General features: G+C 61.3%; 19 protein-coding genes. 2 read left to right on the forward strand and 17 right to left on the reverse strand.

Annotated elements, in window-relative coordinates:
- Positions 1 to 14: 14 nt before the first annotated feature.
- Complete coding sequence (locus tag ACTHUY_RS02545; RefSeq protein WP_441677544.1) at positions 15 to 800, reverse strand: MBL fold metallo-hydrolase; 786 nt, start codon at positions 798 to 800, stop codon at positions 15 to 17.
- 149 nt (positions 801 to 949) lie between these two features.
- On the opposite strand from ACTHUY_RS02545, the gene ACTHUY_RS02550 reads away from it, so the two are divergent.
- Together ACTHUY_RS02550 and ACTHUY_RS02555 are read left to right on the forward strand one after the other, a co-directional pair.
- Positions 950 to 2,797 carry a DUF349 domain-containing protein gene (locus tag ACTHUY_RS02550; RefSeq protein WP_441677546.1) on the forward strand — a complete coding sequence of 616 codons (1,848 nt, stop codon included), beginning with the start codon at positions 950 to 952 and terminating at the stop codon, positions 2,795 to 2,797.
- 352 nt (positions 2,798 to 3,149) lie between these two features.
- A complete protein-coding gene (locus tag ACTHUY_RS02555) occupies positions 3,150 to 3,590 on the forward strand; it encodes a hypothetical protein (RefSeq protein ID WP_441677548.1) in 441 nt (146 codons plus the stop codon).
- Here the strand turns inward: ACTHUY_RS02555 and ACTHUY_RS02560 are convergent.
- From ACTHUY_RS02560 to pgsA, 16 genes are all read right to left on the reverse strand, one after another.
- On the reverse strand, positions 3,532 to 5,841 hold the full coding sequence (locus ACTHUY_RS02560) for a RelA/SpoT family protein (protein WP_441677550.1): 2,310 nt from the start codon (positions 5,839 to 5,841) through the stop codon (positions 3,532 to 3,534). The two genes, ACTHUY_RS02555 and ACTHUY_RS02560, sit on opposite strands and share 59 nt — an antisense overlap.
- A gap of 831 nt (positions 5,842 to 6,672) precedes the next feature.
- Positions 6,673 to 7,215 carry an adenine phosphoribosyltransferase gene (locus ACTHUY_RS02565; protein WP_126703276.1) on the reverse strand — a complete coding sequence of 181 codons (543 nt, stop codon included), beginning with the start codon at positions 7,213 to 7,215 and terminating at the stop codon, positions 6,673 to 6,675.
- Positions 7,212 to 8,219, reverse strand: a complete 1,008-nt coding sequence (gene secF, locus ACTHUY_RS02570; protein ID WP_441654833.1) for a protein translocase subunit SecF — start codon at positions 8,217 to 8,219, stop codon at positions 7,212 to 7,214. Before secF ends, ACTHUY_RS02565 begins: the two co-directional genes overlap by 4 nt.
- Positions 8,219 to 10,255 carry a protein translocase subunit SecD gene (secD, locus tag ACTHUY_RS02575; RefSeq protein ID WP_441677552.1) on the reverse strand — a complete coding sequence of 679 codons (2,037 nt, stop codon included), beginning with the start codon at positions 10,253 to 10,255 and terminating at the stop codon, positions 8,219 to 8,221. The genes secF and secD overlap by 1 nt, the downstream gene beginning before the upstream one ends.
- On the reverse strand, positions 10,256 to 10,615 hold the full coding sequence (gene yajC, locus ACTHUY_RS02580) for a preprotein translocase subunit YajC (RefSeq protein WP_441654831.1): 360 nt from the start codon (positions 10,613 to 10,615) through the stop codon (positions 10,256 to 10,258). It abuts the gene before it with no gap.
- 49 nt (positions 10,616 to 10,664) lie between these two features.
- Entirely contained in the window at positions 10,665 to 11,687 is a 1,023-nt protein-coding gene (gene ruvB / locus ACTHUY_RS02585) for a Holliday junction branch migration DNA helicase RuvB (RefSeq protein WP_441654830.1), read from the reverse strand.
- A complete protein-coding gene (ruvA, locus tag ACTHUY_RS02590) occupies positions 11,684 to 12,271 on the reverse strand; it encodes a Holliday junction branch migration protein RuvA (protein ID WP_126703271.1) in 588 nt (195 codons plus the stop codon). The genes ruvB and ruvA overlap by 4 nt, the downstream gene beginning before the upstream one ends.
- 37 nt (positions 12,272 to 12,308) lie before the next feature.
- Positions 12,309 to 12,962: a crossover junction endodeoxyribonuclease RuvC gene (ruvC, locus tag ACTHUY_RS02595; protein WP_441654829.1), complete on the reverse strand. Its 654-nt coding sequence runs from the start codon at positions 12,960 to 12,962 to the stop codon at positions 12,309 to 12,311.
- Between the two features lie 13 nt (positions 12,963 to 12,975).
- Complete coding sequence (locus tag ACTHUY_RS02600) at positions 12,976 to 13,737, reverse strand: sulfite exporter TauE/SafE family protein (RefSeq protein ID WP_126703269.1); 762 nt, start codon at positions 13,735 to 13,737, stop codon at positions 12,976 to 12,978.
- Entirely contained in the window at positions 13,737 to 14,495 is a 759-nt protein-coding gene (locus ACTHUY_RS02605) for a YebC/PmpR family DNA-binding transcriptional regulator (RefSeq protein ID WP_441677554.1), read from the reverse strand. The genes ACTHUY_RS02600 and ACTHUY_RS02605 overlap by 1 nt, the downstream gene beginning before the upstream one ends.
- 57 nt (positions 14,496 to 14,552) lie before the next feature.
- Positions 14,553 to 15,098, reverse strand: a complete 546-nt coding sequence (locus tag ACTHUY_RS02610; RefSeq protein ID WP_441654827.1) for an NUDIX hydrolase — start codon at positions 15,096 to 15,098, stop codon at positions 14,553 to 14,555.
- A 22-nt stretch (positions 15,099 to 15,120) separates the two neighbouring features.
- The gene (locus ACTHUY_RS02615) at positions 15,121 to 16,404 is read right to left on the reverse strand and encodes a PrsW family glutamic-type intramembrane protease (protein WP_441654826.1); all 1,284 of its coding nucleotides are present in this window, start codon (positions 16,402 to 16,404) and stop codon (positions 15,121 to 15,123) included.
- 248 nt (positions 16,405 to 16,652) lie between these two features.
- Complete coding sequence (locus ACTHUY_RS02620) at positions 16,653 to 17,231, reverse strand: hypothetical protein (protein WP_441654825.1); 579 nt, start codon at positions 17,229 to 17,231, stop codon at positions 16,653 to 16,655.
- Positions 17,228 to 18,364, reverse strand: coding sequence for a glycosyltransferase family 4 protein (locus ACTHUY_RS02625; RefSeq protein ID WP_441654824.1), 1,137 nt, complete (start codon positions 18,362 to 18,364; stop codon positions 17,228 to 17,230). Before ACTHUY_RS02625 ends, ACTHUY_RS02620 begins: the two co-directional genes overlap by 4 nt.
- Entirely contained in the window at positions 18,361 to 19,320 is a 960-nt protein-coding gene (locus ACTHUY_RS02630; RefSeq protein WP_441654823.1) for a phosphatidylinositol mannoside acyltransferase, read from the reverse strand. Before ACTHUY_RS02630 ends, ACTHUY_RS02625 begins: the two co-directional genes overlap by 4 nt.
- Complete coding sequence (gene pgsA / locus ACTHUY_RS02635) at positions 19,320 to 19,964, reverse strand: phosphatidylinositol phosphate synthase (protein ID WP_441654822.1); 645 nt, start codon at positions 19,962 to 19,964, stop codon at positions 19,320 to 19,322. Before pgsA ends, ACTHUY_RS02630 begins: the two co-directional genes overlap by 1 nt.
- Positions 19,965 to 19,966 lie beyond the last annotated feature (2 nt).

Consider the following 19,966-nt stretch of genomic DNA (forward strand, 5'->3'; position numbering starts at 1 on the left):
GTGTGGGGAAGTAATCAAGCATCGGCCATGGCAGCCCCGCGAAGGAACTGATTGGCCTGAAGCTGGTAACCCAGAGTTGAGAGCTGGCCGTGGCCCGTTGCAATCACCGTATCGGGATTGATAGCGACGGAAAGCATGCGCAACGTCGCCTTCATCTCACGCTCGTCGCCACCTGGAAGATCCGTGCGGCCAATCGAGTCACCGAGGATGACATCACCGAGGAACATGAATGCCACGGGCTCCGGTTCTCCATTTCCACCTGCGCCGCAGTCGCAACCGTCGCACCCGCCACCGCCGCAACCATCCTGCGATACGGTGATCGCTCCTTCACCTTCTTCAAGGATTCCTGCGCTGAGGTATCCAACCGAGCCCTCGGTGTGCCCGGGGACCATCACGGCGCGTACCGGGAAACCAGGCATAATCTGCGCACCAGATCCCTGAAGGCACAGCTCTGGAATGACCTCAATGTTCGTGGGCTTGACCCATTCGGATCCCATAGCTTCAGCGGCACCAACAAGGCCCGGGACCTGGTCCAGGGGGTTGTCGAGCCGGTACAGGTCCGGCCTAGAGATAAAGACGGGCTTGTCCCCCGCTACCGCGGCAGCATCCCACACGTGGTCGGGATGTCCATGAGTGAGAAGAACACCGGCGAGTTTAAGGCCCTCCTTGGTGAGTCTGTCAGCTACCCAGCCGGCACTACCCGCACCCGGGTCCACGACCATAGCCTGCTTAGTTTCGGTGTTTTCCCAGACATAGCAATTCGCATTGAGTGCTGTCTGGGTGTAGATGAACAAACGCATGACACTACGTTATCCCGGTTCACGAATCTCACCAACACCGTGCAATTTTGTTTCATTGCCACGATGTGAGGCAGAACATCGTACACTGGATGACGTCCCGAATACGAGAACGGTCACGCTGACGCCGACCCCGTCCCCAAGGAGCAGAAATGACGCAGCCAACACCGGGTCAAGAACCCACCACCAACGATTCCACCGAGCAGGCGGAATCCCCCATCGAGCAGGCGAATGCCAATAAGGACACTGCGTCGCAGGCACCTGCCGAAACCGAGCAGAACACTGCCGCCGAGGCACCCGCCCCGGAAGCACCCGTAGAAGCCCCAGCAGAAGCGCCCGCACCTGACTCCGAGACGCCGGTCGAAGAGGCACCGGCAGAACCCGTCGCCCCGGGGCAGGCCGCTTCCAGCGGAGGAACTGCCGCCGAAGCGCCGTCAGAGCAGGTCTCCACCAGCGAAGAACCTGCTGCCGAAGCACCGGCAGGGCCCACTGCGACCGAGGCGAAGCCAGCGGCACCGGTCGCCGAGAAGGCCGACGAGGCAGCCGAAAGCCCTGCGGAGAAGCCAGCGGAGCCTGCCGCCCATGCGGGACCCCCTGCAGTTCCGCATGGCGTGGCTGGCAAGCCCCGTCCGACTCCCTCGCCCGCGCCGGGACGTCCGACGCCGAAGCCCCCGAAGAGCGGTCCGAAGCCTCCCCCGGTTCCGCACAAGCCGGCCAGCAAGCCCGCAGTTGTACCACCGACACCTCCGATTGATCCCAAGGCCGCTTCCGAGGCCGCCGCGTGGGGCCGCGTTGATGACGAGGGGAACGTGTACCTCCGAGCATCCGGCGACGGTGGCGAGAGGCTCGTTGGACAGTACGCGATTGGCGACTCGAAGGACGATGCCCTGTCGGTCTACGTTCGCCGGTACCTGGACCTTGTTGCTCAGGCTTCGCTCCTGGAGTCCCGTCTCGAGATCGTCAACCCACAAGAGATTATCCCGGGTCTCAAGACGCTCGATGAGGCGCTTGTTGAGCCCGCGGTTGTCGGCGATGTCGATGCTCTTCGTGCCCGCGTCGAGGCAATCCGCGAACGACTGAAGGTTCGTCAGGCGGAGTTCGATGAGGAACGCAAGGTCGCGAAGCTGCAGGCTCTCGCCGATCGCACCTCGATCATTGAACGTGCCGAAGCAATCGCCGCACAGGATCCCGATAAGACTCACTGGCGCGACTCCCGCAATGAGCTGTCCTCCCTGCTTGAGCAGTGGAAGCGTGCTCAGAAGGCCGGTCCGAGGATCGACCGAACCGCTGAAGAGGGACTGTGGAAGCGGTTCTCTCGTGCACGCACGGAGTTCGACCGTCACCGTCGTCAGCACTTCTCGAAGGTTGAAGCCAACCGCAACGAGGTAACGGCCCGCAAGGAAGCACTCATCAAGCGCGCCGAGGAGATGTCGTCGTCGACCGACTGGGGTGCAACCTCCGCCGCCTACCGCGACCTGCTCGAAGAGTGGAAGGCCGCAGGCCGGATCACCCGCAAGGAAGATGACAAGCTGTGGGCCCGTTTCCGCGCCGCACAGCAGGTCTTCTTCGATGCTCGCCAGGCCGACCGCGACTCGATCAACTCCGAGCAGAACGAGAATCTTGCCGCAAAGCTGGAACTCATCAAGGAAGCCGAAGCGATCCTCCCGATCAAGGACATCCAGGTAGCAAAGAACAAGCTCCACGATATCCAGGATCGCTGGGAACAGATCGGATTCGTCCCCCGCAAGGACATTTCCCGCACCGAGGGCAGGCTCCGCGACGTTGAGTCCGCTGTCCGCGCGGCAGAGGACGAGCAGTGGCGCAAGTCCGATCCGTCAAAGATCGAGCGCGCCACCGGCTTTGCCGCGCAGCTTGAGGACGCCATTGCCAAGCACGAGCAGGAGCTCGCCGACGCACAGGCAAAGGGTGACGAGAAGGCCGCGCAACGCGCCCAGGAAGCACTTGACGCACGCCGCGCCTGGCTCCAGCAGCTGAAGTAGCGCTCGCCCGGTAATACACCGAAACAGAAGGGGGATCGGAACTATATCCGGTCCCCCTCTTGGCATCCATTCGCCCACTTCGACGTTGTTGTGCCAAGGTGCACACTCCGAGCTCGTTGTGTCCATTTGCCACATCCGGGCAATCTGATTCTTTCCGCAGTCGGGCATCAGATCATCCACACGACTATTTATTCACAGCTTTCCAAAGTTGCGATCATGGGGATCTTCTATGTGGTGTGGTGGATGGGTGACCAGTCTTATGCCTACATATCGTGTCGGGGATCCGTTCTATGGAGATCCGAGATCACCTGACCTGTGCATGGTGGGAACGGATCTAGTTGTTCCTGCCGATATGTGTTCCACACCTGCGCTTCGGGCAAGCGCCGTTGCCTCCAGCCTGTCCGGTGACGCAGTCCAGGTTGATGAGACCGCAGTCTTTGTCTATACGGGCGTGTGGGCGATCAATCCTCGGGTGCTCCGAATGATTCCGACCGCTCCCCTGCCCGGCAAGTCCACCCGGTGGACGAGCGACAGGAGGCTTCTCAAGGAGCACCACATCGAGAAGATTGGGCACGGCTACGTGACAACACGAGAGCGGACGGCCGCGGATCTACTTCACTTACCGTACGAACGGGGTGTAACAGCTCTGATACCGCTTGTGCGGGATGAGCTTGATTTAGATCTCGTCCAAGAGATCCTGGGTGACCGCTTCCGCGGTGTGTCGAGCAGGCGCGCTAGTCAGATGATGGAGCAGATTGCACATGCTCTGGCATCGTGTCCCGAGTCCCCGTGACACGATACGCGTCGTAGACGCCCTCGATGTCCCGGAGTGCGCGGAGCACCTGCTGGAGGTGCCTCGCGTCCGCCATCTCAAACGTAAAGCGCGACTTCGCGACCCTCTCGCGGTTGGTATTCATGTTGCCGGAGATCATATTGACCCCGTGCTCGGAAAGAACGCGCGCAATGTCCGCGAGGAGTCCAGCCCTGTCGAGTGCCTCGATGGCGACCTGAACAAGGTAGACGGACGACGTACCCTCGTCCGACCAAGATACGGGCAGGAAACGCTCGGGCTCCCTCTCCAGGTTCTTCACATTCGGGCAGTCAGCCCGGTGCACCGACAGGCCGTTACCGCGTGTCACGAACCCAACGATCTTGTCCGGCGGTAGCGGGGTGCAGCACTTGGCGAGCTTGACGAGAACGTCCGAGTCGTCCAGATTCTCCACCGCGACGCCCGAAGACGTCCCAGATCGTGTCGCCCGGATCCTTGTCGGCGTAACCGCCTCGGCGAGGGTCTCCTCAACACCGGCCTGACCACCCTGGGAGGCGATGAGCCGGCGCACTGCCGTCTCCGCCGAGACGTGACCTTCTCCGATCGCCGCGTAAAGATCGGACACGTCGGTGCGGTTCAGATCGTCAGCGACGCCCTTGAGCGTGTCGTGAGACATGAGGCGCTGGACAGGTTGGTTCTTCCTGCGGATTGCCTTTGCGAGCCGTTCCTTACCGACCTCGATGGCCTCGTCGCGGCGGTTCCTCGTGAACCACGACTTGATCTTGGCGCGGGCGCGGGGAGAGGCAACGAATTCGAGCCAGCCCTGGCTCGGCCCAGCATCCGTCCCCTTTGCGGTAATGATCTCGACCGTGTCGCCCGACTCCAGCTTGTGATCGAGGGTAACGAGGCGGTCGTTAACCTTCGCGCCAACGGTGCGCTGGCCAACCTCGGTATGGACTGCGTAGGCGAAGTCGACGGGAGTCGAGCCTGCGGGGAGATCCATGACTTCCCCCATCGGGGTAAAGACATAGACCCGGTTCCCGGACATCTCGTAACGGAGCGAGTCGAGGAACTCGGCGGGATCGGCTGTTTCGCGTTGCCAGTCAACGAGCTGACGGAGCCAGTTAAGCTGGGTTTCCTGCTCGTTTGGAGCATCCTTGCCGGACTTCGTAGCGTTCGGATTCTCCTTGTACCGCCAGTGCGCAGCCACGCCATACTCGGCCCGCTTGTGCATGTCGTACGTACGGATCTGCACTTCCATCGTGTTCTGGTCGGGACCAATAACTGTCGTGTGGATCGACTGGTACAGGTTGAACTTCGGGGTCGTGATGTAATCCTTAATACGACCCTGGATTGGGGTGAAAAGCGTATTGACCACGCCGAGGGCCGCATAGCAGTCGCGGACCGACTCGACGAGCACGCGCACCCCAATGAGGTCGTAGATGTCCTCGAAGTCGCGGCCGCGGAGAATCATCTTCTGGTAAATCGAGAAGTAGTGTTTCGGGCGGCCCGTGATCGTGCAACGGATTCTCGCGGCCTTAAGCTCCTTGCTCAGCTGCTCCTTGACGGACTCCAGGTAGGCCTCGCGTCCCGAGCTACGCTCGGAGACCAGACGCTCGATCTCCCGGTACACATCAGGGTAGAGCGTCTTAAAAGACAGGTCTTCGAGCTCCCACTTGATCGAATTCATGCCCAGGCGGTGCGCGAGCGGGGCATAGATCTCGAGTGTCTCGCGCGCCTTGGACTGAGCCGAAGCAGACGGGACATACTTCCACGTACGCGCGTTGTGGAGACGGTCGCCAAGCTTGATGAGAAGAACGCGAATGTCCTTCGACATCGCAATCACCATCTTGCGGACGGTCTCCGCCTGTGCGGCCTCGCCGTACTCGACCTTGTCGAGCTTCGTCACACCGTCGACAAGGACGGCAACGTCGTTCCCGAATTCGGTACGTACTTCGTCAAGGGAATAGCCGGTGTCTTCAACGGTGTCGTGGAGCAGGGCGGCCGCCAGCGTATCCGTGTCCATGCCGAGCTCGGCTAGTATCGTTGCGACCGCAATTGGGTGCGTGATGTAAGGCTCGCCGGACTTGCGCATCTGCCCCTGGTGGCAACGCTCGGCCACCTGGTAGGCGCGGATGACCTTCTGGCGGTCAACATTGCGGCCTTCGATCGCCGCCATGAGCGGCTCCAGGGCCGTCGGGACATGCTGATTTCGCCCGCTCAGCCAAGCAAGTCTCGACCGGATGCGGGGAACATCACTTTCCGGTTCCGCCATGTCCATCATTGTACGGCTGTTTGCAACTGAGATGAAAAACACCGCCGATCCTTGAGATGCAGCCACACTCCCACCATCAGAACTAGCAGGCACTATGAGACATGCGAGAACTATCGATGTAGCAACAAGCGATTTCTCCTTTATCGTCAATGCTTCTTAAGAGGCGACGTCGATCATGGTGGAGAATTCCGAGGACAGGCGGATCATGGCTTGACCATTTCCACCGGAGCGCAACGATATTGCACCGGAGCAGCTTCGCGACGGTCGAAGCACCCTCTCCTGACAGCAGTGCGACCCGAGACCACGCCCGAATGCTCGATGACCATGTCACGTGTCAGATCTCATTGGCGCTTGGGGATAATCTCCCCCAAAGGTACCGGCCCGTGAGAGTTCTTCAGTTTAGATCCGCTCGGGTCATATGTCGCGTCGCCGCCCTCGTCTCCATTAAATCCGTTCCCGGCACTCAGAGTGCACAGACCTCGCCCGTTGAACCAACTGCGAGTGCCGGCATGTTTTCTCCTCAGATCTACTGGAACATGTGCGTGCAGTGCTGGAACGCGGACACATTGATCTTCTCCACCTCAGTTCCGGTACATCCGATGCTCTCACCGGGGACCAGGACAAAGACACGTCCGACCCGCTTCCCGCTACCCGCCCGCGATGGCAGGGCACACTGGGATTCACCCCTGTCCTTCTGGCATGGGAATTCCCTGAACGAGGGCAAGCCATGCGAGCGCTCCAATACCCGTATCACCTTGTTCAAGAAACGCTTGATCCCCGTTCGCAGTGAACAGGGATCAAGCTGAGGAAAGTTCTTGAATAGCTGCGCTATTAGTACGTCAGGACAGCATCCACGGTGCGGCCAGCAAGCCTCTCGCGACCGCCAAGGGCACCGATCTCCATGAGAACGCAAAGGGTATCAGCGTGGCCGCCGGCGGCCTCGATAAGCTCGAAGGCAGCATTGGCGGTGCCGCCCGTTGCAAGGACGTCATCAATGACAAGCACGCGGTCACCATCATTGACCGTGAACGGCTGGAGCTCCATGCGGGCCGAGCCGTACTCGAGGTCGTAGTCGATTCCGACAACCGGTCCGGGCAGGCGACCCGCCTTGCGCACGGTCAGCATGCCAACACCGAGCGCCACGGCCAGCGGAGCGCCGAGGATGAATCCGCGAGACTCGAGGCCGGCTACCGCATCGACCTTGCCGCGGTAGCGGTCGGCGAGGATGTCGATAAGGGCCTTGAAGGCAACCGGATCTGCGATCAGCGGCGTGACATCCTGGAAAAGGACGCCCGGCGCCGGGAAGTCGTTGACCTCGCGGATATGGGACTGGACGAGCTCCACGATGTCCTGGGGGAACGGGTTATCTGTCATGCCTTCTTCTCTTTTACTTCGTTCACTACGGCGGCCTTCTCGCGAGCCGCCAGAACACTCTCGGTGTGCTCCTTGATGTCCGCCTGGCGCTCTCCGAGCGTCACCGCAAGCGGTGACGCAATGAAGATTGACGAAATTGCCGAAACTAGCATACCGACAAATAGCGCGAGTGACAGGTCCCGGAGCGTTCCTGCTCCCTGGAATAGGACGCCAATGACAAGAATCGAGCCCACGGGCAAGAGTCCGGTCACGGATGTGTTGATGGAACGGATCAGGGTCTGGTTAACGGCCAGGTTCGCTGCTTCCGCATACGTGTAGTCGGTCTGCTCCGCAAAGCCCTTCGTGTTCTCGCGAACCTTGTCGAACACGACAACGGTGTCATAGAGGGAATAGCCAAGAATCGTGAGCAGGCCAATAACGGTAGCTGGAGTGACCTCGAAACCAGAAGCCACATAGACGCCCACGGTGATCGCAAGGTCGTGGAGCAGTGCTCCGATCGCGCCAATCGCGATTGTCCACGTTCGGAAGTAGATCCACAGGACCAGGCTCACGAGAACAATGAAGACAACGAGCGACTGAAGCGCCTGCTGGGAAACGTCGGCGCCCCAGGTGGGGCCAATAAAGGTTGACGCAACATCCTCAGGCGGGACTCCGTAAGCCTCAGCCAGACCGTCACGAACATCCTGGGTTTCCTCGCTCGACAGTTCGGCTGTCTGCACGCGGATAGAGTTGGAACCCACCTCGGAAACTCGAACGTTGACGTCTCCGGTGTACTCGGCGACCACGTCGATCGCATCCTGCTGGGAGGAATTCGCGGTCCCCGAGATCGTGAACTGCGAGCCACCCCGGAAGTCGATGCCGAAGTTAATCGGCTTGACGATCAAAAGCAGGGCGGTGAGAGCAATGAAAACAAGGGCGATCGAGTACCAGATCTTCCTTTTCCCGATGATGTTGAAGCTCTTCGCACCGGAGTAGAGATTGTTGCCAAGGGAGTACATGGACATTAGTTATCCTCCCGTTTCGCGGCGCGTCGTTCAGCCGCTCTCCGCTGGGCGAGTGTCATCGGCTTACCGGAGCCAGAATCCCCTGCCGCCGTTGCCGAACCAGCATCGCTGGCCCCGTTGGATACTGCCGCATCCGGTGATCCTGCCGAATCAGTGGTCACGTCCGAGGCCGATGCCGTACCTTGAGCGGCCGACTGCCTCGAAGCCTCGGTTGCGGTCTTCCGCGATGCCTTTGTGGAGGATTTGCCCGCTCGCTTGTTCACAGACTTCTCGGGCCGGTCGAGAACGGACACGACAGTCTCGTCCTCGGTTGATCCCTTTGATGCTACTTTGGCCTTGCGTGCCGCGCGGGCTTCCTTCTTGGAAACACCGGAGTCACGGACGCGCCCGCGTCCTGCGTACACCGGGTCGGCCTCGAGCGACGCGGCTGACATGCCGGACCAGCGGTGGCCGTTGCCGAAGAAGTTCGTACGGACCAGGAGCTGCATCATCGGGTAGGTGAACAGCATGACGACGATAACATCGATAACCGTCGTGAGGCCGAGCGTGAACGCGAACCCGCGGACACCGCCAACGGCCAGGAAGTACAGGACGACAGCCGCAATGACGTTGACCGCGTCCGACACGAGGATCGTTTGCCGGGCCCTCGACCAGCCGTACTCCACCGCGCCCTTGAGGGTGCGGCCCTCGCGGATCTCGTCTCGCATTCTCTCGAAATAGACGATAAACGAGTCGGCGGAAATACCGATGGAAATGATGAGTCCGACGACGCCAGCGAGCGACAGCCTGTACCCCATCGTCCACGACAAAAGCGAGATGAGGAGATAGGACGTGCCGGTCACCATGATGATCGACGTGACCGCCAAAACGCCCAGCCCGTGGTACTGCCAGAGCAGGTAAAGGACGATAAGGACCGCACCGATCGCACCCGCGATCAGCGAATTAACGAGCTGCTCGGAGCCGAGGGTTGCGGAGATCTGCTCCTCGGAGAGCACCTCGAACGTCAGCGGCAGCGAGCCGAACGACAGCTGGTTGGCCAGCGACTCTGCCTGGTCGGCGTTGAATGTTCCGGAGATCGAGGCCGATCCACCGAGGATCGGTTTCTGGAGCGAAGCCACGGAAATAATCGAGCCGTCGAGAACGATGGCGAAGCGGTTCTTCGCAGTCCCGTACTGGTAGCCAGCAAGACGCGTGGTGACATCACCGAACTTGTCACCGCCCTCGCTCGTGAACTCGAGGTTGACCTGGAAGCCGCCGACGGCGACACCCTGTTCGTTAACGCGGGGACCGGAGTTAGCATCCGAGAGATCCTGACCGTCCAGCTCGGTGGGACCCAGAATGTAGGAAGAACCTGTCTCGGGATCGCATGCCACCACCGGCATATCGGCCTCGGAGTAGGTGTTCTGCAGGCGCGAGTCCACTGCCTGACAGTTGATTGTCAGTCCCTGGTAGAGGATGTCTTCCGTAATCCACGCATCGGAAGACGGGGATTCCGGCTCCGAGGCCGGCTCGGTTGAGATCTCGCCGTCGGCATTGAGGTCGGCGATAGCTTTCGCCCTGGCGATCTGGTCGTCGGTTAGCGGGGAACCGTCGGTCGAGTAAACGGGAGTCAGTCCCTGGTTTGCCATGACCTGGCCCGTGTAGTCAATAACGGGACGCAGGCGCAGAACGGCCGAGGTACGGACCAGGTCAAGGGTCTCTTCACTCGGGTTACCGGGGAGGCCAACAACGATGTTGGAACCGCCCTGCGAGGTGATCTCGGCTTCGGCAACGCCGGAGGCATCGACGCGCTGACGAATGATCTCAATTGCCTGCGCGATGTCCTCGGAGGTTATCTCGTAGCCGGGTTCCACGACCGGGGACAGAATGATCTGGGTGCCGCCCTCAAGGTCGAGGGCGAGGTCCGGAGACCAGCGGGACTCCTTTGTCGTCACCGTTCCGGCAACAAGCGATGCCACGAGGGTGAGAACAAGGAGGAAGAAAACGACTAAACGCGTTCGAGGCGACCGTTCGGTCGCCTCTTCAGTGGAACTCATCTACCGATCAGAGGGCCGGTCGAGATCCGAGTCGCGCGGGCTCAGCCCGTCAAAGCCGGAGTCGGCCTCCTCATCATCGGAGTCGTCCTCAGCGTACGTGTGCTCGTACGGGGGCTCGATGACGGAGTTGATGGCGTTCGAGAGCCACTGGGTTTCGTCGCCCGATGCAGACTCGAGGGTGACAACGCCACCGTCGATATCGACGATCTGACCGATCATGCCCGTCTGGGTAACGACGGTGTTGCCGACAACGAGTGCGGACTCGCGCTGCTCAGCTGCCTTGGCCTGCATCTTCTTGCTCGAACGGCTCATGAGGATCATGAAGCCGCCGAATACGACCAGGAGAATAATAAATTCCACGGGGACTCTCTTTCACGTGACGATCAGACCAGAGTATACGGCAGAAAGCTTAGGGATCGAAGAGAGTGCTTTCCGGTGGCTGCAGTCCCAGGTGCTTGAAAGCGGCGGGGGTCGCGGCCCTCCCCCGAGGTGTACGAACCAGCAGTCCCTCGCGGACTAGGAAGGGCTCGGCAACCGACTCAACGGTCTCCGGTTCCTCTCCCACAGAGATCGCCAGGGTGGTCAATCCCACAGGTCCGCCGCCGAATCTCGTGCACACCAGCTCCAGAACGGCTCGGTCGAGGCGGTCCAAACCGAGATCATCGACCTCGAAAACCTCGAGTGCCGCCTTCGCGGCCGATAGGTCGAGAACACCGGTGCCTTTAATCTGAGCCCAGTCCTGGACGCGGCGGAGCAGACGGTTAGCAATACGTGGCGTGCCGCGCGAACGGCTCGCCAACTCGTGCGCCGCATCCTGCGTTAGATCGGCTTCGAGCAGTAGCGCCGATCGAGTAACAACCTGGGCCAGCTCATCCGCCGAGTAGAACTCGAGGTGCCCTGTAAAACCAAAGCGATCCCGCAGCGGAGCCGGGAGGAGGCCCGCTCGGGTGGTCGCACCGACGACCGTGAACGGCGGCAGGGGAAGCGGAATCGACGTCGCACCCGGACCTTTACCGACCATGACGTCAACGCGAAAGTCTTCCATGGCCAGGTAGAGCATCTCCTCCGCGGGCCGGGCCAGACGGTGGATCTCGTCGATGAAGAGAACATCGCCCTCCTGGAGGGAGGACAGCACGGCCGCCAGATCGCCAGCGTGCTGAATCGCGGGGCCCGAGGTCAGCCGGAGAGCTCCACCAACCTCGGCGGCAATGATCATTGCGAGTGTTGTCTTACCAAGGCCGGGCGGACCCGACAGCAAAACGTGGTCGGGAGTTGCCCCGCGGGCAATGGCGGCTTGAAGGACGAGCGACAGCTGGGTGCGGACAACTTCCTGGCCAACAAACTCGTCAAGAACTTTGGGGCGCAGAGCCACCTCTGCGGCACGTTCGGTGGCAGGTGCTTCGGCGTCGGTGATCGAGTAGTCCTCGCTCATCGCTTACCGCCCAGCTTCTGCAACGCAACGCGAAGCGTCTGCGACACCGGCATCGCGCCATGCTCAGCTTCCACATCCGAAACCGTGCGCGCGGCCACATCCTCGTTCCAGCCCAGACCAACGAGAGCTGCGACCACGTCGGCGGAAGCCGACGCCGGGGCTACGGCCTCCACCTGGGAGGTGGCGGGCCCAAGCTTGTTACCCAGTTCAAGAAGAATGCGCTGAGCACCCTTCTGACCAATGCCGGGAACCTGGGTCAACCCGGGGATATCTTTCCGCTCGACGATTGAACGAAGTATGTCGGGAGTGTGGACCGAAAGCACGGCCAAACCAATCTTCGGGCCAATGCCGGAGACCGTGGTGAGAATCTCGAAGGTGTTCCGCTCGTCCTCATCCGCAAAGCCGTAGAGAGTCATCGATTCTTCGCGGACGACGAAGGACGTATAGATGGTGCCCTCTTGCCCCACCCTCAGCTCCGACAGTGTTGTTGGGGTCGCAATGACCGAGAAGCCAATGCCCCCGACATCGATGATCGCGGTACTTGCCGTGGTCTTCAGGACCGTACCCCTGACGAGCGAGATCATGTAACCTCCCTGGAATCGAACAATTGTTCCAATACTATCAGCGGCCGCGCTTTTCGCGTGCACGCCCCGCCATCTGTTGTGCAACGATGCCGGACATGCGTCGTGAACGCTCACCTTCGGCCCAGGCACGCTGGGCGGCCGTCATGCCCTCACCGGGGACCCCCGGCATCATCGCTCCACCGTGCTGAGCGCCCTCGGCCGTTTCACTCCGCGATATCGCTCCCCCACGCCATGCGTGGGTGATGGCAAGGGCAAGGGCGTCCGCAGCATCGGCGGGCTTCGGTGGTGCGTTAAGCCGGAGGATGCGCTGCACCATGAGCTGAACGGCCTTCTTCTCAGCCCTGCCATCTCCCGTCACGGCGGCCTTGACCTCGGAAGGCGAGTGAAGGGCGAGGGGAAGCTTCGCGCGAGAGGCGGCAAGCATGGCGACGCCGGCGACCTGGGCGGTGCCGATGATCGAACGAACGTTGTCCTCGGCGAACATGCGCTCAACAGCAACAACGTCGGGGCCGTGCTTTTTCATCATCTCGTCGATGCCGTCGGCGATGATTTCGAGCCTGCGGTGCGGCGCTGTGTCGGCGGTTGACCGAACAACGGCGACGTCAACGTAGCTGACCTGCCGGGCTCCCGATGCATCGATGACTCCGATACCGCAGCGGGTGAGGCCGGGGTCTACTCCCAAGATTCTCATGGTTCCTCCGGAACTAACCTAGCGCACCGATGAGCCCGCGGATGAGGGCCGACACGGCTCCGGCACCGGCGACGAGGATGGCAGCGGCACGGGCCTTCTGTGGACTCACACGCTTCGAGAGTTGCCCTCCGATCGCGATTGCGACCAGGACTCCCGCAAGAATCACGAGAAGAATCCAGGGGTCCGGTAGGACGCTGAGCGGGGTGGCTCCGATGAGGACTTTGACGGCGACAGACAGCGCACCGAACAGCAGGAAGACGGGTTGGAGCGTGGCCTGGAAAGAACGCTGGTCCCAGCGCGACAGGAGCGCGTAGATGACCAGGGCCGGTGCGGCGACTCCGGAGACCGTGTTTAAAAATGCGCCAAGGGCCGCAAAGGGAACAAGCCAGGCAGGATTGGTGAGGTGCGGAAGGCCCCTGAGTTTGCCCGCACCGACGGTGACGAGCAGGGCAAGGAGAAGAAGTGCACCGACCATAACTGATAGCCAGTTGCCGTCGAGTTCGCGAACGAGCTGCCCTCCGGGGATTGCTCCCAGGAGGGCAGAGGGCGCGATGATGCCGAACCGTTTCCAGTCGATTCCGGCCCTGAGCACAAATCCTATGAGTAGGGCGCTCATGACGGTCGTCATGTTTGTCACCGTGACGCCGGTGGCTGGGCCAAGCAGGAGGGCGAGCACCGGGGATAGGACGAGTCCCATTCCCATGCCCGATACCCGCTGCAGGGTCCCGCCGAGAATCACCGCGGCGACGAGCACGCAGAGTGCTCCTGCGGACATCAGTCCTCGTTCATCTGAGCCAGAACATCATCTGGGATATCAACGTTCGAGTAAACGTTCTGAACGTCGTCAAGGTCTTCCACGGCGTCGATGACCTTCATGACCTTCTCGGCGTCTTCCTTGTTGACCTCAACCTTCATCGAGGGCACAAACTGGACTTCCGCGGAATCGTAGTCGTATCCGGCCTCCTGAAGGGCAGTGCGGACGGCAACCACGTCATTCGGTTCGGACACAATCTCGTAGGTTTCGCCCTCGTCGTTGACCTCGTCAGCGCCTGCATCCAGCACCGCCATAAGAATGTCGTCCTCGGTGACGTCATCGGTCTTCGAGACCTCGACGACTCCCTTGCGAGCAAACAGGTAGGCAACGGAGCCCGGGTCGGCGAGCGTGCCGCCGTTGCGGGTGAGGGCAACGCGGAGCTCGGAGGCTGCGCGGTTGCGGTTGTCGGTCAGGCACTCGATGAGGATGGCAACGCCACCGGAGGCGTAGCCCTCGTACATGATCGACTCGTACTGGACGCCGTCTTCGCCCTCACCGGAGGCGCGCTTAAGTGCGCGGTCAATGTTGTCGGCCGGAACGGAGTTCTTCTTGGCCTTCTGGATTGCGTCGTAGAGCGTCGGGTTACCGGCGGGATCGGGGCCACCGGTCCTCCCGGCCACCTCGATGTTCTTGATGAGGCGCGCAAAGAGCTTGCCACGCTTAGCGTCGAGCGCGGCCTTCTTGTGCTTGGTGGTTGCCCACTTTGAATGTCCCGACACGGTTGATAACTCCTAACAGATTGGATTACCGACCCAGTGTATCCCTTTACCTGACTCTCAGGCGTCCTCGATGACCGTAAGCGAGCCGTCCCAGCCCTCGAACCATCCCTTGGCAAGCTGAGCAATGCCTTCCGGATAGATGGCAACACCGTTTTGCCGGGCGTTCTCGATCTCGTCGACTCGCCACCAGGCAACCTCGTCGAGAACTTCCTTCTCAAGCTCGGTTAAGTAGTCCTGGTTCCATAGCGAGATGCTCTCAGCCTCGCTGTTGCTCACATGGAGAAGATAGAATCTCTCGTATTGCCTGCGCAGGTGGAACGTGAAACGAAAGACGGCGCTCCTTTGAAGAACCGGGCCGACAAGGCGGTCGGGATCGACCGCCAATCCGGTCTCCTCATACAGCTCGCGGGCCGCGCCGTCGACAGGATCCTCCCCGGGATCAATCCCACCGCCAACCGTGAACCACCACGAATGATTGGGATCTTCGGTGTCGTGCCCGCGAATGAGGAAGATGCGGCCCTCTTCATCGATCAGGACAACCCGGGCCGCGTTCCGCTCAAGGATCCCATCAGGGCCGGGCGTCCACTCGTCTTCCCCGCTCATCGAATCCCCATCCTTGTCTGCCTCAACGTACTCCCGCCATGAACATCTCGCGTGCTCTTCCGATCGAGTTGAGAGTGCGGGCTTCCTCCCGCTGCGCTCTGGGCACGGTCATGGTTTGCAGGGCGGCGCGCTGCCGGTTGAGCGCCAGGTGCGCGGTTTCTTCCTGGAACCGCTTCATCCCGTTGACCGCGAGTGGGCCTCGGGACTTGGCCCAGGCACGGGCCTTCCGCCTGCCCTCGAGGCTTCCCATCATGTCCACCTCGTGCACTGCCAGCCAGCCCGCCCGCTGGTACTCCCCCAGGCGTTCTCGGATAATCATTTCTTCTTCCTTCCGGAACCAGAGAACCAATATCAGGGCAGCTATGTAGGACGGTATTTGCACGGCGAAGTAGTTGAAGCCCATGGAGCCCTCGCCGGTCAGGACCACGTTGACGTCGGTGATGGTCGCCCACCCGTTGTGCATGAAGTGGATGGAGGCGCCGATAAGGAAACCGGGAACGAGTAGCGGCAACGCCATCCATCTCGACTTCGCGTAGACCGCGAAGCCAAGGAACATTCCGATGCAGGCGGTGCACAGCGGGTGCAGGAGTGGGGAGGAGAAGCGCAACAGAGCGATCTCGCCCAGGTCGTCGTAGAACCGAGTGAAGTAGAGAATGTTCTCGGTGAAGGCAAAACCCAGTCCCGACATGGCGCCGTAGCAAATGCCATCAATGGGGCCGTTGAAGTTCTTCTTAAAGAACACGAAGAGCAGGACGACGCCGAGCCCCTTGGCGGCTTCCTCAACGATCGGAGCAGAGACGATCGCCGACCAGATCTCGCCCTTGATCGGGCTACCTGACGACCGCCACATGGCCTCACCCCATGCAGTGTTGAGCCATGCGGAAATTGCGACTGCCACGCCGCCACCCCAGAGGAACATTGCCACCATGAGCCATTTCGGCTCCGGCTCCCAGGAGTCGATCCACCACACCAGCGCGCTGACGACAACGACCGGAATGAGAGCGACAATCCCCGCGGATATCGCACCGGCGTTTCCAGCGCTCTCCGTGAGCATGGGCAGAACCATGATGAATCCCAGGACGCCGAGGAAGGCAAGTGCGGCCACCATGACGTAGAAAACGGGCGAATGCCGGGGCGGCAGCTTCCACGGCATATAGGTGGGAACCTGTTGCGGGTTCTGGGACGGGACCCAGGGCCGCTCGTGCGATCGAGAGTAGGGCTGACCCTGTGGCGGATAGTACCGCTGCTGATTGGGAGCCTGCTGATATCGCTGGTTAGGCGGATACTGCTGGTAGGGCTGCGACATGCCTCAAGAGTAACCAAAACGGACGCCTCCGTACGCAACCGACAGGGGAAGTCTTCCCCTGGGCAACACTCACCAGATCACTCCGACACGACCAACGTGGGAATCGCTGCAGCATGCAGCCCCAGGACCGGGAATAAGCCTGACCGCCCGCCTAACGTTAACGAGCACCACGTCAGCTTCTGCACCCCTTAAGCTGGTTCGCTGAACGTCAACGAGCCAACGGTGAGGGATGGGGGGAAACCGGGATCCTAAACGTCGTCCATGTCGACCGGCATGGGCATGGGTGCCCCGCCAGCGCTACGAGTGACGCGGACGGAAGCGTTGGAGCGCAGGCGGCGCGCCTGGTCAACGAAGGCGTTGTGGAATCTTCTGGCAAGGCGGACATTCTCGCGGGCCTCGGTGAGCTCATCGAGGAGTCTCTTCTGTTCCTCGGTCAGTTCGCCCTCTTCCAGGCCGTCGAGGACAAGCCGGAGCGTGCGGGAAAGATTCGATTCTGTCGTGAGACGATCCTCATCTGCTTGCCGGGTGGGACGGCGGTGTCCGGGACCGTCTTCCAAACCATCGTCCGAGAGCGGCACGTGGGCCTGGGAGATCGACTGCTGCGAGGCGTCCGCCAGCAGGATCGCTCCCGCAACGTCGAGCGCACCCGACGATGAGAAGTCGGAGGCTGCCGCGGCGCGGTGCGTGAGTGCCTCGTTGAGGGTGAGACGGGACTGGATGACGGTGCGGTGCAGGCGGTCGAGTCGGCGGGCGTTAATGATCCAGATAAGGCCGAGAATCACGAGGATCACGGCGACGAGGACGATGAAGAAAACGGGCCAGTTCACTTGCCCCACCCCGCTACTCTCTTGCCGGCGGTGTTCACCGCGATGGAATAGACGGAAAGAATCTGAGAGGCAACGGTCGACCAGTCGTATCGCCACGCGGCTTGCTTGGCAGACTCGATCGTGGCTGCTCGCCTTTCGGGCTCGCCCAGGGCCTTGATGATGACGCGGGCCAGGTCCTCGGGATGTTCGCTACGGAAATGGTCTCCATAGGTGCCGTGGTCGAGGACCGCCTGGAAGGCAGGGATATCGGAGGAGACAACGAAGGAACCGGAACTCATTGCCTCGATGAGAACGATTCCGAACGATTCACCGCCGGTCTGGGGTGCCACATAGATGTCGACAGACGATAGCAGGGCCGCCTTGTCTTCCTCGGAGACAGACCCAAGGAAGGTGACCGCTGCAGCGTTGTCACCCAGGATTTCGAGCGCCTTCGAATTGTCGCCGCGTCCGGCCACGAAGAACCGGGCCTTCGGATAGGCCGCGAGAACCTCGGCAACGGCGCCTGAAAGGATTGGCAGTCCCTTGCGTGGCTCGTCGATCCTGCCCAGGAAACCAATCGTCGGGCTGTCCGGGGTTCCCGTGAAGCGGGGATCCTTACCGGACACCGTGAAGTTTTTGACGCTGACGCCGTTCGGAATCACGTACGCATCGCCACCCAGGTGCTCGACGGCCGTCCTGCGTGCCTCTTCCGAGACGGCGATCCGGGCCCGAGTCTTCTCCAGTACCGGAACGAGGAGCGGGGAAGCGATCGACAGGAACTTCGAGCGGTCCATCGCCGTATGGGATGTAGAAACAACGGGACATTCCGCGCTCATAAGAGCCAACATCGCCAGCGAGGGAACAAAGGGCTCGTGTACGTGCAGCACATCAAACTGATTGGTCTGCAGCCACTTGCGAACCTGCCAGCTGACGCGGGGGCCGAAGGCGAGGCGTGCAACGGAGCCGTTGTACGGGATCGGGATCGCGGCGCCCGTGGGCACAACAAAGTCGGGGAGTTCCGTGCCCTCCGTGGCGGGCGCAATGACGGACACGGTATGTCCGCGGCTAATCAGTTCTTCCGCAAGGTCACGGATATGAAACTGGACGCCGCCAGGAACATCCCACGAATATGGGCATGCGATGCCAATCTTCACTCTGTCTCCGCTCGTCGTGCTCTCAATCGTGCCATGTCCAGGTCATCCACGTAGACCTTCTGGAGCATGTGCCAATGCACGTAGTGTTCTTTCATCCAGTCCGAAATGGAGTCCATCCATTCCTGGCACATCCGTGCCACATCTGCTTCCCGCTCTTCGCGGGACGCATCGGGGCCGGCAGTGGGAGCAATCGGAGGGAAAACATCAATGTGGGTAACCCACTTCGTTCCGCCCGGGCGCTTCGCGGCCTTCCGATCTTTGGTGTGCCTCATCATGAGAGGCACGAACGGACGCCCTGTTTTGACCGCCAGGAGGGCGGGCCCGGGAGCCAGCATGAGGTTGTGGCCAAGCAACGTGGTCTCCATGCCGGATGCCGTGAGGTCCCTGTCAGCAAGTAGTGGCAGGAGAACCGGCTCGGATGCTTCCTCCACGAGGCTTTCGAAAACGTTTGTGCCGGGCACGGCAAGATAGATCGTCATGCCTAGCCCCGTGCGGTAGTCGATGAAGCCCTGCGCCATGCGGGGATCCCCGAGGTTCTCCGCGACCGTGACAACGTGAGCGAGGTGCTTTTCCGCCCACGCACCGGCCAGATCCCAGTTGCCCGTGTGCATGAGAGCCGCGGGAACCGAGTTGCCGCCCGCGAACTCAGCCCGAAGGTAGCCATCCGGCTCAAGAACGACCCGGTGGTTTAGTTCTTCCCCGGACATTTGGGTGGCGCGGAACATCTCGTAGTAGTAGCGCATATAGTTCCGCATACCTGCGATAGCCGCACCTGTGAGCTTCAGGCCGGACAGGCCCGGGTCGATTCGCCGATAGTTCTTCTTCAGCTGCTTGACGCCCTTGATGTTTGCGAGCGCTGCGGCTACCCCGACAGCATCGAAAAGTCCCCTACCGACCGGCTCGGGTGCCTTTGCGACGAACGCCTCGGCCCTCTTAAAAAGCGCGTACACGTCCATTAGGCGATCTCCGCCTGCGACTCGCCCGGCTCGGCCTTCGCCTGCTTGTACACCGTTACCATGCGCTGGATAACGGTGAAGAAGGAGGCGGCGACAAGTAGCCAGGTCGCTACCGTGAGCCACCAGTCGCCCCATTCGAGCCCAACGAAGAACACACCGACGAGGATCACGGTCAGTCGGTCAGCACGCTCGGCGAGGCCAATATTGGCGGTGAAGCCAAGGGACTCGGCTCGCGCCTTCGCGTAGGGAACGACAGCTCCCATGAGAAGGGCAACAACGGCACCAAGCGCCGTCCAGTTGGCTAGCGACTCGTCGGCGTGGAGGATCGACCAGATGGCGACAGCGAGGAAGATCGCACCATCGGCAAACCTGTCCATTGTCGAGTCGAGGAACGCACCCCACTTCGAGGAGGTTCCCGTGAGCCTCGCGATTTGACCGTCAAGATTGTCAAAAACGACAACCGCAAAGATCGTCCACGCCGCCACCGTCAGGTGGTCGGTAGGGATGAGCCAGAGGGCCACCGTGCAAGAGGCGATCGTGCCCGCAATCGTCACGGCATCGGCGCTGATCCCCAGGCGCACGAACAGCCGTGCGACCGGGCCGAACAGCATCTGGAAGAGCGGGCGTCCCGACCTGCTGAGCATCG

Origin of the sequence: Flaviflexus sp. (assembly GCF_052087705.1) — a bacterium.
Lineage (GTDB): Bacteria > Actinomycetota > Actinomycetes > Actinomycetales > Actinomycetaceae > Flaviflexus > Flaviflexus ciconiae.